General features: G+C 28.7%; 15 protein-coding genes. 9 read left to right on the top strand and 6 right to left on the bottom strand.

The features are described from left to right. Nucleotides 1-5 precede the first annotated feature (5 nt). Together Q6H37_RS23460 and glyA are read right to left on the bottom strand one after the other, a co-directional pair. Nucleotides 6-251, bottom strand: a complete 246-nt coding sequence (locus Q6H37_RS23460; protein ID WP_007061430.1) for a hypothetical protein — start codon at nucleotides 249-251, stop codon at nucleotides 6-8. 155 nt (nucleotides 252-406) lie between these two features. Beyond that, nucleotides 407-1,642 (bottom strand): serine hydroxymethyltransferase, encoded by a 1,236-nt coding sequence (gene glyA, locus Q6H37_RS23455; RefSeq protein ID WP_318737008.1) that lies wholly within the window; start codon nucleotides 1,640-1,642, stop codon nucleotides 407-409. Between the two features lie 270 nt (nucleotides 1,643-1,912). Here glyA and Q6H37_RS23450 point away from each other — a divergent pair, with 270 nt between their 5' ends. Next, nucleotides 1,913-2,680 (top strand): threonine/serine exporter family protein, encoded by a 768-nt coding sequence (locus Q6H37_RS23450; RefSeq protein WP_318737006.1) that lies wholly within the window; start codon nucleotides 1,913-1,915, stop codon nucleotides 2,678-2,680. A 2-nt stretch (nucleotides 2,681-2,682) separates the two neighbouring features. Continuing rightward, the gene (locus Q6H37_RS23445; protein WP_318737004.1) at nucleotides 2,683-3,135 is read left to right on the top strand and encodes a threonine/serine exporter family protein; all 453 of its coding nucleotides are present in this window, start codon (nucleotides 2,683-2,685) and stop codon (nucleotides 3,133-3,135) included. 25 nt (nucleotides 3,136-3,160) lie between these two features. Here Q6H37_RS23445 and Q6H37_RS23440 read toward each other — a convergent pair whose 3' ends face one another. Then, nucleotides 3,161-3,991: a Cof-type HAD-IIB family hydrolase gene (locus tag Q6H37_RS23440; protein WP_318737003.1), complete on the bottom strand. Its 831-nt coding sequence runs from the start codon at nucleotides 3,989-3,991 to the stop codon at nucleotides 3,161-3,163. Nucleotides 3,992-4,089: 98 nt separating this feature from the next. Here Q6H37_RS23440 and Q6H37_RS23435 point away from each other — a divergent pair, with 98 nt between their 5' ends. After that, nucleotides 4,090-4,563: a DUF4883 family protein gene (locus Q6H37_RS23435; RefSeq protein WP_318737002.1), complete on the top strand. Its 474-nt coding sequence runs from the start codon at nucleotides 4,090-4,092 to the stop codon at nucleotides 4,561-4,563. Nucleotides 4,564-4,622: 59 nt separating this feature from the next. Here Q6H37_RS23435 and Q6H37_RS23430 read toward each other — a convergent pair whose 3' ends face one another. Both Q6H37_RS23430 and Q6H37_RS23425 read right to left on the bottom strand, forming a co-directional pair. Next, complete coding sequence (locus Q6H37_RS23430) at nucleotides 4,623-5,858, bottom strand: glycosyltransferase family 4 protein (RefSeq protein ID WP_318737001.1); 1,236 nt, start codon at nucleotides 5,856-5,858, stop codon at nucleotides 4,623-4,625. Between the two features lie 128 nt (nucleotides 5,859-5,986). Continuing rightward, the gene (locus tag Q6H37_RS23425) at nucleotides 5,987-6,730 is read right to left on the bottom strand and encodes an ATP-binding protein (protein WP_318737000.1); all 744 of its coding nucleotides are present in this window, start codon (nucleotides 6,728-6,730) and stop codon (nucleotides 5,987-5,989) included. Between the two features lie 110 nt (nucleotides 6,731-6,840). Between Q6H37_RS23425 and Q6H37_RS23420 the strand changes: the two genes are divergently transcribed. Further along, on the top strand, nucleotides 6,841-7,518 hold the full coding sequence (locus tag Q6H37_RS23420) for a Crp/Fnr family transcriptional regulator (RefSeq protein WP_318736999.1): 678 nt from the start codon (nucleotides 6,841-6,843) through the stop codon (nucleotides 7,516-7,518). Between the two features lie 46 nt (nucleotides 7,519-7,564). Here Q6H37_RS23420 and Q6H37_RS23415 read toward each other — a convergent pair whose 3' ends face one another. Beyond that, complete coding sequence (locus tag Q6H37_RS23415; protein WP_318736997.1) at nucleotides 7,565-8,206, bottom strand: lactate utilization protein; 642 nt, start codon at nucleotides 8,204-8,206, stop codon at nucleotides 7,565-7,567. Nucleotides 8,207-8,528: 322 nt separating this feature from the next. Here Q6H37_RS23415 and Q6H37_RS23410 point away from each other — a divergent pair, with 322 nt between their 5' ends. The 5 genes from Q6H37_RS23410 to Q6H37_RS23390 all read left to right on the top strand — a co-directional run bounded on the left by Q6H37_RS23410 (nucleotide 8,529) and on the right by Q6H37_RS23390 (nucleotide 13,474). Continuing rightward, nucleotides 8,529-9,284, top strand: a complete 756-nt coding sequence (locus Q6H37_RS23410) for an amino acid ABC transporter ATP-binding protein (RefSeq protein WP_318736995.1) — start codon at nucleotides 8,529-8,531, stop codon at nucleotides 9,282-9,284. Next, nucleotides 9,285-9,950 carry an amino acid ABC transporter permease gene (locus Q6H37_RS23405; RefSeq protein WP_318736993.1) on the top strand — a complete coding sequence of 222 codons (666 nt, stop codon included), beginning with the start codon at nucleotides 9,285-9,287 and terminating at the stop codon, nucleotides 9,948-9,950. Nucleotides 9,951-9,996: 46 nt separating this feature from the next. Then, nucleotides 9,997-10,836 (top strand): transporter substrate-binding domain-containing protein, encoded by an 840-nt coding sequence (locus tag Q6H37_RS23400; RefSeq protein WP_318736991.1) that lies wholly within the window; start codon nucleotides 9,997-9,999, stop codon nucleotides 10,834-10,836. A 252-nt stretch (nucleotides 10,837-11,088) separates the two neighbouring features. Further along, on the top strand, nucleotides 11,089-12,306 hold the full coding sequence (locus Q6H37_RS23395; protein WP_318736989.1) for a M20 family metallopeptidase: 1,218 nt from the start codon (nucleotides 11,089-11,091) through the stop codon (nucleotides 12,304-12,306). A 1-nt stretch (nucleotide 12,307) separates the two neighbouring features. After that, the gene (locus tag Q6H37_RS23390) at nucleotides 12,308-13,474 is read left to right on the top strand and encodes a MalY/PatB family protein (RefSeq protein WP_318736987.1); all 1,167 of its coding nucleotides are present in this window, start codon (nucleotides 12,308-12,310) and stop codon (nucleotides 13,472-13,474) included. Nucleotides 13,475-13,584: the final 110 nt, after the last annotated feature.

Here is a 13,584-nt window from a genome sequence, read left to right as displayed (position 1 = left end):
AATTATTATTTTTTTAAATTTATTAGAAGTATTTCTTTAGAATGCTTTCTATTTTTTTTATCATTATAATAGAGAAATTTACACTTAGATACAATACCACTCATAATATGACCGGTGATAGTTTTTATATTTACTATTTCTCCTATATTACAATTACTTAAGCAATTTCCTCGTATAAAAACTTTAACATCTGGATAGTTAGCACTATAACTTACTTCTTCGATTTCTATTAAACTACCTTTTTTAATCATAGAGTTCCTCCTTATTTTTTTGGTTAGTAAATTATATGTAGCTATGGAGGAAATATTTCTTGTTTTTGGAAAACAAAAAACAGTAGCATTATCATAAATATTGGTTAATGCTACTGTTTTTATTTTGAATTTTAGTTAAAAGTATAATTTAAGTTTTATTTATAAATAGGATATTTAGCACATAAATCATATACTTGTTTTCTTATTTCACTTAAATCTTTATCTCTATTTTCTATTACATAATTTATGAAATAAGCAATTTTCTTCATTTCTTCTTCTTTAAATCCTCTTGTAGTTACAGCAGGTGTTCCTAGTCTTAATCCACTAGTTACAAAAGGACTTAGTTTTTCAAAAGGTATAGTATTTTTGTTAACTGTAATTCCAGCATCATCTAATAACTTTTCAGCATCTTTTCCATTTATATTTTTATTTGTTAGATCTATTAAAATTAAATGATTGTCTGTTCCACCAGTAACTAATCTAAATCCGTACTTTGTAAGTTCATCACCAAGAACTTTACAATTTTTTAATACTTGGTCTATATATGTTTTATAATCATCTTTAAGAGCTTCTCCAAAACATACTGCCTTACCAGCTATTATGTGCATTAAAGGTCCGCTTTGAACTCCAGGGAAAACTGTTTTATCTATTGCTTTTACGTATTTTTCTTTGCAAAGTATAGCTCCACCCCTTGGTCCTCTTAAAGTTTTATGAGTTGTAGTAGTTACAAAATCTGCATATGGTACTGGAGACATATGTTTTCCAGCAGCTATTATACCTGCTATATGAGCCATATCTACCATCATATAAGCTCCTACTTCATCACATATATCCTTTATTTTTTTAAAGTCTATTTCTCTTGGATATGCACTAGCACCAGATACTATCATTTTAGGTTTATTTTTTAGTGCCAAATTTCTAAGTTCATCATAATCTATTCTTTCAGTTTCTTCATTTACTCCATAAGATATAAAGTTATAAAGTTTACCTGAAAAACTAGCTTTACTTCCATGAGTTAAATGTCCACCATGAGTTAAGTCCATACCAAGTACTGTATCTCCAGGTTCTAATACACTCATGTAAACAGCCATATTAGCTTGAGAACCTGAATGAGGTTGAACATTAGCATATTCTGCATTAAATAATTTTTTCATTCTTTCTCTTGCTAAATCTTCTACTATGTCTACAACATGGCATCCTCCATAATATCTCTTTCCAGGTAATCCTTCTGCGTACTTATTAGTTAAAAAAGACCCCATAGCTTCCATTACAGATTTGCTAGTGAAGTTTTCTGAAGCTATAAGTTCTATACCTTTCTCTTGTCTATCTTCTTCTTTTTGAATAACATCAAAAACTGCTTTGTCTGTTTTTTCTAATTCTTTAAAATTCATTTGTTTGCCCCCTTAGTAATTAATTTGTTGCAATTTTTTATAATACTTATTGAAAATTAGATAATAAATAACCCCGTTTTTTAAAAAAACTTCAACAAAGTATTATAAAAATTATAAGTTCATTTTTATGTTTTGGCAACATATTATTTCATTAAATTTTTGTTAATATTTATACAAACTGTTAATTTGTTATGTTTATTTTTATGATATAATAACCCTATGAATATGGAATAAATTGATTTGTTATTTATGTCAAGGAGCATATATATTATGGATGTTAATAGGATTTTAAATGTGGCAACTTATGCTGGAAAGATAATGCTAGAAAACGGAGCGGAAATTTATAGAGTCGAGGAAACAATAGTAAGGATATGCAGTGCTTATGGTATACATGGAGTAGACACATTTGTAACCTTGACTGTTATAATGGCTTCTGCGGATCAACCATATCAACAGACTCTATCAATTGTGAAAAGAGTTAAGAAAAGAACTTTAAACTTAGAAAAGATATCTATGGTAAATGATATATCTCGTAATATAAAAAATAAAGGATATACATTGGAATTTATGGAAGATCAGTTAAAACACGTAGATTCTACGAAACCTTATAGTAATAAGGTAAACATATTATTTTCAGGTATGGTGGCAGCATTTTTTACTTTAGTCTATGGTGGGAATATGAGAGATTTTTCAGTGGGTTTTATAATAGGATGTTTAATTAGGATAACATCTGAAAAACTTAATTCACTAGAAACTAATGAGTTTTTTATAAATATCATAAGTGGAGCTTTAACTGCATTAATAGCTTTATTTACTACACATTTTGGTATTGCTGCAAACTATGATAAAGTCATAATAGGATCTATTATGTTATTGGTTCCGGGTCTTGCTATAACTAATGCTATTAGAGATACTATAGCTGGGGATTTAATATCGGGTATTTCAAGGGGAATTGAAGCTTTTTTAATTGCTATAGCTATAGCAGCAGGTACAGGAGTTATTCTTAAACTGTGGTTTAACTATTTTGGAGGGGTATAGATATGTTGCTTAATGTTTTGTATACTTTAATAGCCACTTTATGCTTTGGAGTTTTGTCTAATATAAGAGGGAAAAATTTAATTTTTGCTTCTTTAGGTGGAGGTTTAAGTTGGTCAGCTTATCTAATAGCATCGTCATATTTTCACATTTCTAATATTTTTTCTTTTTTTATGGCTGCACTATTAGCTGCAGCATACTCTGAAATTATGGCAAGAGTTATTAAAACACCAGTTACAACCTTTATTATATGTGCAATGATACCTCTTGTTCCTGGTGGAGGTATGTACAATACTATGTTTCAATCTGTACAAGGAAATGCAAATGCATCTTTAACATTAGGTCTTCAAACACTGTATATTGCAGGAACAATAGCTGTAGGAGTGTTTTTTATATCTTCTATAGCGAAAATAACGACAAAGTTTAGCAAACAAAATGTTTCTAAAACTAAAAAATAGTGCAAGGGAATGTGTTGCACTATTTTTAAATATTTAATATGAACTTTTCTATGATTTCACCAATACCACCATTATTGTTATTTTTTTCTGTTATATAGTTTGCATATTGTTTTAAGGAATCTCTTCCATTAGCCATAGATATACCAACACCAGCAGCCTTTATCATACTAATATCATTTTCATCGTTTCCTATAGCAATACATTGTTCTATAGGTATTTCATAATATTTAGCTAAAAGTTTTAGTGCAGTACCTTTAGAACTTCCTATACCCATTATTTCTAAATTATTTATTTCAGATTTTGTAGTTTCAATTTCGTTTAAACTTTCTATTTTGTATCTCAAATGTTCTAAATATTTTATATCGTTATCCATTACTACTATTTTATCTATATTTGAATTGCTCCTTATTATATAGTCCTTAGCATCCTTTATAAGCCTTATTTCCATTCTATATTTTTGATCAACTTTTCTATTGAAATTATAAAATTTTTTTGCACTATATTCAAACTGTTCACTACAAAAAACATCGCCATCATAGAAGTGATAATATGTATCTTTATACTTTCTTAAAATATCTATAATTTTTATTAGGTTATTTTTAGAAATAGGGTTTGAGTAAATTATATTTTTGTTGTGGTCAAGAACTATAGCTCCATTAGCACAAATTATAGGTTGATTTTTTCCTATAGTTTCTTCATAAAATTTTAAAGTAGCAGGGACCCTTCCTGAAGCTATTACAAATTTAACTCCAAGGGAAGTGGCCTTATTTATCATAGCTAAATTATAATTTGATATATTTTTATCATCATTTAATAGTGTTCCATCCATATCTGATGCTATTATTTTATATTTCATATTTAAATTTCAGGCCTCCTATATAAACTTATTTCAAATAAATATGAGAGTAATAAATATTATCTTTATAACATAATTTTATTCTAGAGGTGATAATATTGAAAAAAATATGGCTTTACCTAAGTATGTCATTTATTATAGCTATTTTATTTGTAGGATGCAATTATAACTTAAGCAATATTATGTTTAATAAAAATAAACCTAATAATTTTTATTATACTAATTTGTTAGCTAAGGATTTAACATTGGAAACTTCATACAAATGTGTAGCTGTAGATACAAATTTGAGCAAAGAAAAGGAAATAGATAGTGAAAATAAGCTTCTATTTAAGAATATGCTTAAATCACTTAATAAAAATAATTTTATCGCAAAACCTAAAGATTTACCAGATAAACCTGCATACAAAATATTTTTTACATTTAATAAAGAGAAAATGGTTATTAGTGTATATAATGAAAAATTTATTTCTATTTATCCTTGGGATGGCAACTATGACATGGATTATATAGATATGAATGGGGTACCTTTATCTTTAAACTTATATTCTATATGTAAATTTATATTCAATTAAAAAACATAAGCCCATTGTATTAAAAATAAGTTGTACACAATGAGCAATGTTGAAGTAAATTATGAATTAAACAAATTCTCTATTTTATTAAAAACACCTTTCCAAGACATATTATCTATAACTTCTTTTACTTTTGGGTCTTTTTTATAGTATTTATTTTTAATTTTTTCTAATTGATTTTCTATAGCCTTGGAAAATTCCTCTTCAAAGTTAGGTAAATCTTCTTCAAAAGGTTCATCTAAACTTTTCAAAGAGGGCATTTTAACATATTCTATTAACCCTTTTTTATTAATATAATCTCCGAAAAAATCTTTAACACCAGGCAAGTTTGTAGTTACTATTAACATGTCAGATGCAAGAGCCTCAGTTAATACCAAAGGGAGTCCTTCGAAAAAGGATGGAAATACAAAAAGATGACTTTCTCTAAAGAGCTTTGATAATTCATTTTGAGGAATTGAGCCTTTTAGTATTACTTTTAATCTGCTTTCTTCAGCTATTTTTTCAATGGCTTTAAATTGGCTGCCCGTGCCAGAGCCTGCTAAAATAAGCTCTATAGAATTTTTATCTATATCTAGTTTATTATAAGATTTTATAAGGGAAGGAATTCCTTTTGCAAAATTTAATTTCCCAGCATAAATAAGTTTTATCTTATCCATATTTTTTTCAGTATCACTAGTATAAAAAATGTTTGGATTAAATCCAACTCCAACTACAGTAATTTTATTTTGGTCTATTTGATATTTTTTTATTATCTCATTTTTTTGATCTTCATGCAGAGCAGCTATATTGTCTATACTTCTGCAATATTTAGATACATAATTATTAAAATTAGGAGCTAAATTCATTTGTCTTAAGTCTGTACCATGACATATTGCTATTGTTTTTATAAGTGGAAACATTTCTTTCACCATTGCTGAAAGTATCCACAAATGATGAGTTATTATTACATCAGGTTTAAATTCCATTACTGACTTTGTAAGAACTTCAGAAAAGGCATTTTTCCATTTGCTTAGCATATCTTCATTTAATTTTCTATACATAGTACTTTTATAAGGCATAATGTCTGTCATACCTACTACAGGAAAAGGAAGAGTTTTTGTTTCAAAAACTACAGGATAAAATTTAACATCTGTCTTAAAGTATGTATTAGGCTCATTTGCAGGGATACCTGCTATTACAGCTTGACAATAGCCTTTTTTTTCTCCTTGCTCTATTAAAGCTTGAAGATATGTACCACTGCCTGTTTTTTCAGGTCTTTGAGCTATTATATGTAGTATTTTTTTCAAATTTAACACCCGCCTAATTATATTTATTAATTATAAAAAGGTGCTGTATATAGAAAACACCCTTATGTCTAATGTAATCTCATACATTATAACATAAGGGTGTTTTTATAGGCTATATTATTGTTCAAAATAGAAAATTATAATATGTTTCCATCAGTAGAAATTGTAACTTCTTTGTAAGGTACAATTGTTTGGCTTTTAAGCATAGCTTCTTTTACAGCACTTACAATGCCTCCACAGCATGGAACTTCCATTCTTACTACAGTTATGCTTTTTATATTATTGCTTTTAATAATTTCTGCTAGTTTTTCTTTATAATATTCATTATCATCAAGTTTTGGACATCCAATTACTGTTATGTGATCTTTAATAAAGTCGTTATGAAAATTTGCATAAGCATAAGCAGTACAATCAGCAGCAACTAAAAGATTTGCATTTTTAAAATATTGTGCATTAGGATTAACTAATTTTAGTTGAACAGGCCATTGAGATAGTTGAGATTGCATAGACACATCCAGACTAATTTCTTTTGCTTTAACAATATTATTATTAGCAACATTTAAAGTTTTTCTTTCGATTTTTTTAGCCATAGTTCCTGGACATCCACAAGGCATTGGCTTTGAAGAAGATTTTTCATTTGCTCTTTCAGACATTCTCTTTTTTACAGCTTCCTCATCATATTCTTTACTTTCTCTTTCAATAATTTCTATTGCACCAGTTGGACATTGAGGTAGGCAATCGCCAAGTCCATCACAGTATTCATCACTTACTAGTTTAGCTTTACCATCTATAAGTTCAATAGCGCCTTCGTGACAACCTTCAACGCATAATCCACATCCATTACATTTTTTTTCATCTATGCTAACTATTTTTCTTTTCATTATTGTTTCCTCCTAATATTATCTTGATTTTATGTTTTTATTATATTAAAATTTAATAAAATGTTCTGTAACTTATGTTACAAAAATAAAAAAATTAATGGAGAGTAAAAATGAATAATTTTTCATCAGTGTTAAGTAAATGTATAGTTTTTAAAGGTTTTTCTAAAGAAGATATAGAAAATATGATAAATAATATAGACTATAGAAAAAAATCCTTTAATAAAGGAGAAATTGTGGCTGTAGAAGGTTCTGATTGCTCTAATTTAGGAATTGTTATATCTGGAAGTGTTGAAGTACAAAATATTTATGAATCTGGAAAAATAGTTACAATTACTAAAATAGAAGAAGCACATATTTTTGGTGAAGTTATAATATTTTCAAATCAAAATGTATATCCTGCGACTATTGTTTCTTCTTCCAAAACTGAAATTTTATTTATATCTAAAGAAAATATTCTAAAGCTTTGTAATTTAAATTTTGCATTTTTAAACAATTTTATGACTCTTTTATCTAATAAAATATTAATGTTAAATAAAAAATTAAAAAATGTGTCACTGCAGACAATAAGGCAAAAAATATCAAATTTGATTTTAGAGGAGTATTCAAAACAAAAAAGCTTAACTTTAAATTTGAAGTATTCAAGAAAAGAAATGGCAGAACAATTAGGAATACCTCGTCCATCATTATCAAGGGAATTGGTTAATATGAAAGAAGAAGGAATATTAAATTTTGAAAAAAATAAAATTGAAATTTTAGATTTAAATCTTTTGGAGAATAGTCTTTTTTAATAAAAGGACTATCTCAAAAGTAGAAATTTGGGATAGTCCTTAAATTTTAATATCCTAAGTTTTCGCCAACTATTATAACTTTTATTCTTCCTTTTTGACCTTGTCTTCTTATTAGTACATAGTCGTTGCATACTCTTTCGTTACTATTGCAATCCATACAATATCCCACTTTAGTACAAGGAGTATTTCTATTTAATCTTTTTGCATTAGCTGGAGCTGAACAATTTCTATTACGTTCTATAGCTTCATCTAAATTGCTCACAATTTTATTTATACCTACAATTACAATTACTTTATCTGGTCCATAAAGCATGGCAGCTACCCTATTACCATTACCATCTACATTGTATAATTCACCTTGCTCAGTAACGGCATTACTACTTACAAAATATGCATCTGCCGTAAAGCTTTTTCTAAAAATATCTTTTATATCCTCAGGTTTTAAGTTATCTTCGTATCTATCAAGAAAATTAAACTTACCACATCTTAAAAAGTCAATAATTTTTGTTTCAAAAAGAGTCATAGATCCTCCTACGGATACAGTGTCTCCTTCTTTTACAAATTCGCTTATTTTACCAATCAAAGCTTCTTTATCCTTTACAAAATAGGCTTCCATATTATTTTTTTCTAAGGCTTCCATGGTTCTTTTAATCTTCTGTTCTAAGACCCATTCAGTATTTTTATCCACTTGATACACCCCCAAAATTTATTTTGTGCTTAAGTATAGTATAAGAAAGTTATATCTATTTTTCAATATATTAAAGTTATATAAGCATTAATGATAATATTTATGCCTAATTTTAAATATAAATATTATTTATGGTTGGAATGTCAAACATTTAATAATGTTATAATTAATTGACACCAATGATTATGTAATAATATAATGATATTTGAAGATAATTGTCAAAGAATGGATGAAAAAGTAAGCAGATAGAATGATTTAAGTATATGTTGTTGACTTTAAGGAAACGTTTACTAATACACAGAAGGTTAGGTGAAACATAAAAATGATTAAGATTGAACATTTAAAAATGCAATTTGGACAATCTGTTATCTTAAAAGATATTAATATTGAGATAGGAAAAGGTGAGGTTATAGTATTGATTGGTCCATCAGGTACAGGCAAATCCACATTTCTTCGTTGTCTTAATTTTTTAGTAAAGCCTACAGAAGGTAAAATTACAATTGATGATTTTACTGTGGATGCTAAAACTGCTTCTAAAAAAGATATTTATAGATTAAGGCAAAAAACATCCATGGTTTTTCAAAATTATAATTTATTAAAAAATAAAACTGCTATACAAAATATTATGGAACCTATGGTAACGGTACAAAAGAAAAGTAAAAAGGAAGCTGAAGAAATAGCAGTTGCTTTACTTAAAAAAGTAGGACTTTTAGAAAAAAGGGATGCATATCCCAAAGAAATGTCTGGTGGACAACAACAAAGGATAGGAATTGCAAGAGCAATGGCTGTGAATGCAAATGTGATTTTATTTGATGAACCTACCTCTTCTTTAGATCCTGAATTAGTTGGAGAAGTGTTAACTGTAATTAAACAATTGGCAGCAGAACATAACAAAACAATGTTGATTGTAACTCATGAAATGAAATTTGCAAAAGAGGTTGCTGATAAAATGATTTTTTTAGAAGATGGTTATATTGCAGGAATGGGAACTCCTAAAGAAATATTTGAAAATTGTACAAATGAGAGAATTAGAAAATTTGTAAATACAGTGACAGCAAATAGTATGGAGGATAAATAAATGAATTTTGATTTTCAATGGTTTATTAATCTATTTCCAATTGTTTTACCATCATTGAAATTAACAATTGAAATATCTCTAGTATCTTTATTATTTACATTACTACTATCTATTGTAATATCAATTGTAAGATATTATAAAGTGTGGGGAATATCTCAATTATTTGGCGTATATATTACATTTTTTAGAGCAACGCCACTTGTAGCACAACTATTTATCTTGTATTTTGGTCTTCCTTGTGTAATTCCAGCACTAAAATCTATGACAGCATTTCAAGCAACTGTAGTTGCCCTTACATTAAATACAGCTTCTTTTATGGCAGAAACTTTAAGAGCAGCTTTAGAATCTGTGGAAGTAGGACAGCTTGAAGCTTGTTATTCAATGAGTATGACAAAATATCAGACAATGATACGTGTTGTTTTGCCACAAGCATTTGTTGTAGCACTACCTTCTCTTGGAAATCAATTTATTGGTATTATTAAAGGATCTGCATTAGGATTTACAGTAGGTCTTGCAGATATAATGGCAAAGGCAAAAATGGAAGCTGCATTAACCCTACGCTTTTTTGAGGCATATTTATGTGTAACTTTAATTTATCTAGTAATTGTAATTTTTGTGGAAAAAATTCAAAGATTATTAGAAAAAAGAATTCAAAAATTTTGTTAAAAAATAAATTTACATAAATTTATATTAAAAAATAAGGGGGAAAAATATGAAAAACGTTAAGAAAATACTTTCATTTGCAATATGTGCTTGTATGATTTTTGGTATGACTGCATGTGGAAGTACAAAAAATGATTCACAAAAGAAAGAAGAAACTAAAGGTCCTGCAAAAATTATTGTAGCATCTGGTTCATCTTCAGTACCTAATTCATATGTAGAAAATGGAGTACATAAAGGTCATGAAGTAGATATTTGGAATGCTATTTCTGCTAAAACTGGTATTAAAGTTGAATTTGTAACTGGTGATTTTGATACTTTATTTGGATACTTGGATTCTGGTAAAGCAGATACAGTAGGAAATACCATTACAATTAATGCTAAACGTCAAGCCAAGTATGATTTTTCGGAACCATATGCATATATTCCAGAAAAATTAGTTGTACATTCAGATAAGACTAATATCAAAAAATTAAAGGATATATCTGGTATGACTTGTGGATTTTCATCAGGTTCAAATGGTGGAAACCTATTTCAACAAATTGCTAAGGAACAAGGAATTAAGATCAACTTAGTTACATATGATAGTTCTGATTTATTATTTGAAGCTTTTCGTCAAGGAAAAGTTGATGCTATGATTTACTCTGCAGGTGAAGCGGCATATAAAATTAAAAATGGACTTCTTGATGCAAGAATGGTTGAAGAAAATGTTACAGTTGGAGCAAAGGCATATCCATTTGTAAAAGGCAATGCTAATTCGGAAAAATTAAATAAAGCTGTTACAAAAGCTATTCAAGAAATGAAGAAGGATGGTACACTTGCGAAGATATATCAAAAGTGGTATGGTATGGACTTTAGTGAGAAACCAAAGGATGCTAAAATAGCTAATTAACATTTATGAAAATTATGAATATACTTTAGGCAGTATTAACCTGCCTTTATCAGATGACTACCCGCTCTAGTACATACGTTTTTTAAAGTGTATGTACTAGAGCGGGTATGTCCATGAATAATGATTTCTAAGGATTATACGAAAAGTGATATTTAGAGGAAGTATTTATTAATGTCAATTAGTAATTTATTGAGCAATTATAGAAAAAGTTCATATAATATCAAGGGCTGAGTTTATGAGGTAAATAGAATTATGAATAATAAAATAAAAAACATTTCAAAAGAGATACAAGATTTATTAATTGGAATTAGAAGAAGTTTGCATGCAACACCGGAATTGGCATTTGAAGAATATCGCACTTCAGAAATGATTATAAATGAATTAAAAAAATTAGAGGGTATGGAGATTTCGACTGGTTATGCTGGAGGGACTGGTATTATAGCCACTTTACAGGGGAAGAAGGGAAAAAGTGATCAGTGTGTGATGATAAGAGCTGATATGGATGCCCTTCCAATTGAGGAAAACAATGTCTTGCAATATTGTTCAAAAGAAAAAGGGAAAATGCATGCTTGTGGTCATGATGCACATATTACTTGGACATTAGGTGCGGCGATGATTTTAACTCAGCTGCAAGAAAGTTTTTCAGGAACTGTAAAATTTGTTTTTCAACCAGCTGAAGAAATTGCAGCTGGTGCTAGAAAAATGGTTGAAGAAAAAGTATTAGAAAACCCAAAAGTAGATATTGTATTAGGTGCACACGGGTTTCCACAATATGATACTGGAAAAATAATTATTCCTGAAAAAAATGCATTTTCAGCTGCAAGACCTTTATCTATTAGGGTAATTGGAAAAGGTGGACACGGTTCATGGCCTCAAGATTGTGTAGACCCTATTGCTGTTGCAAATCAGATTTATATGAGTTTACAGCAAATTATATCCAGAAAAATGAAGCCTGATGATGCAGCGGTATTAACAATTGGCTCTATTCATGCTGGTCCTAAAGACAAGGGAAATATAATACCAAATGAATGCATATTAAGAGGAACCTTAAGACATACCACTATGAATGGAATGGAGTCCATGGTTCAGTGGGTAGAGGGAATTTCACAACATATTGCAGCAGCTAATGGTGCAAAAGTGATTGTACAATGTTATCATGGAGTAGAGCCTGTTATTAATAATAAATATTGCAACAGAATTTTTCAAAAATCAGCAGAAGAAATTGTAGGAAAAGAAAACGTAGAGATGTTAGAGGAGAGTAATCTTGGTGGGGAAGATTTTTATCATTATTCTCAAAAAGTTAAATCAGTTTACTTTTTTGTAGGTTGTGCGCCAAAAAATAAAGTAGGAACTTTTAGTTTACATAGTTCTAATTTTTGTATAGATGAAGATATATTAGGAAATGTTGCAGCTGTACTTGCAAATGCGGCTGTTAGTTTTTTAATGTATAATGATGTGGGAGGGGATTAATTTGTTAAAATATATTGAAAGAAGACAAACAGATAGTACCAAATGGGATGGACTGGAATCCATGTTTGGAAAGAAAGATTTACTGCCTTTATGGGTGGCAGATATGGATTTTCAAGTGTGTGATTGTGTTACTGAGAAGCTCAAAGAATATTTAGAATTTGGAGTTTTAGGATACTATAAAGAACCAGAAGGATATAAACAATCCTTTATTAACTGGGAAAAAACTTACCACAACTATGAGGTTAACAAGGAATGGATTCGATATTCTCCAGGTGTTGTCCCAGCTATTAATTGGTTTATACAGATACTAACAGAAACAAATGATTCAGTTATTGTATTAACACCTGTTTATTATCCATTTTTAGATGCGGTGAAAAATAATGGCAGAAAATTGATAGAAAGCGATTTGATTAATGAATATGGAAACTATACTATTAATTTTAAAGATTTCGAAGATAAAATTATAAAAAATAATGTGAAGTTATTTATTCTTTGTTCACCACACAATCCTGTAGGTAGGGTTTGGAAAAGGGATGAACTTCAAAGTCTTATAAACATTTGTAAAAAACACAATGTGAAAGTGATTTCAGATGAAATTCATCAAGATATTGTAATAGGTAAAAATGAGCATATTCCAACTGCTGATGTTAGTGACTATGATTTCATTGTTACTCTTACGGCTGGAACAAAAACTTTTAACCTTGCTGCATGTAAAAATTCATTTGTTATTATCCCAAATCATGAAATTCGTAAAGCTTTTGATAATTTTGTACAATGTATTCGTATTCCAAGTGGAAATACATTTGGATATATTGCAGTACAAAGTGCTTATGAAAACGGAAGAGAATGGTTGGAAGAAATATTAAAGCAAATTCAGGAAAATTATTTATATATTAAAGAAACCTTTAATAAAGAATTACCACTTGTAGAAATATCTCCACTGGAAGGAACTTACTTGCTTTGGATTAACTTGGGCAGCTATATAGACGGTGAAGATGTGGAAAGATTTATTAAAGAAAAATGTAAATTGGCCTTAGATTTTGGAGAATGGTTTGGAGGGGAACGCTTTAATAATTATGTGAGAATGAATATTGCTACTTCGAAAGAAAATGTAGCTAAAGCAGTTAATCAAATCGTACATGAAATCCAGATGATGAAAAATAAATAGTGTAATAAATAAAATTAATGAGGATAAAGAATTTTGATCTTTATCCTTTTAAGCATATGTAAGTTAATTTAGGGATACTAAGCGAAGTATCCCATTATTTTGATGTATTA

The sequence above is a fragment of the Clostridium sp. JS66 genome (assembly GCF_033561535.1).
Taxonomy (GTDB): domain Bacteria; phylum Bacillota; class Clostridia; order Clostridiales; family Clostridiaceae; genus Clostridium_AM; species Clostridium_AM carboxidivorans.
The sequence above is the reverse complement of the archived record's forward strand: the minus strand, read 5'-3'. Positions and strand labels throughout refer to the sequence as shown.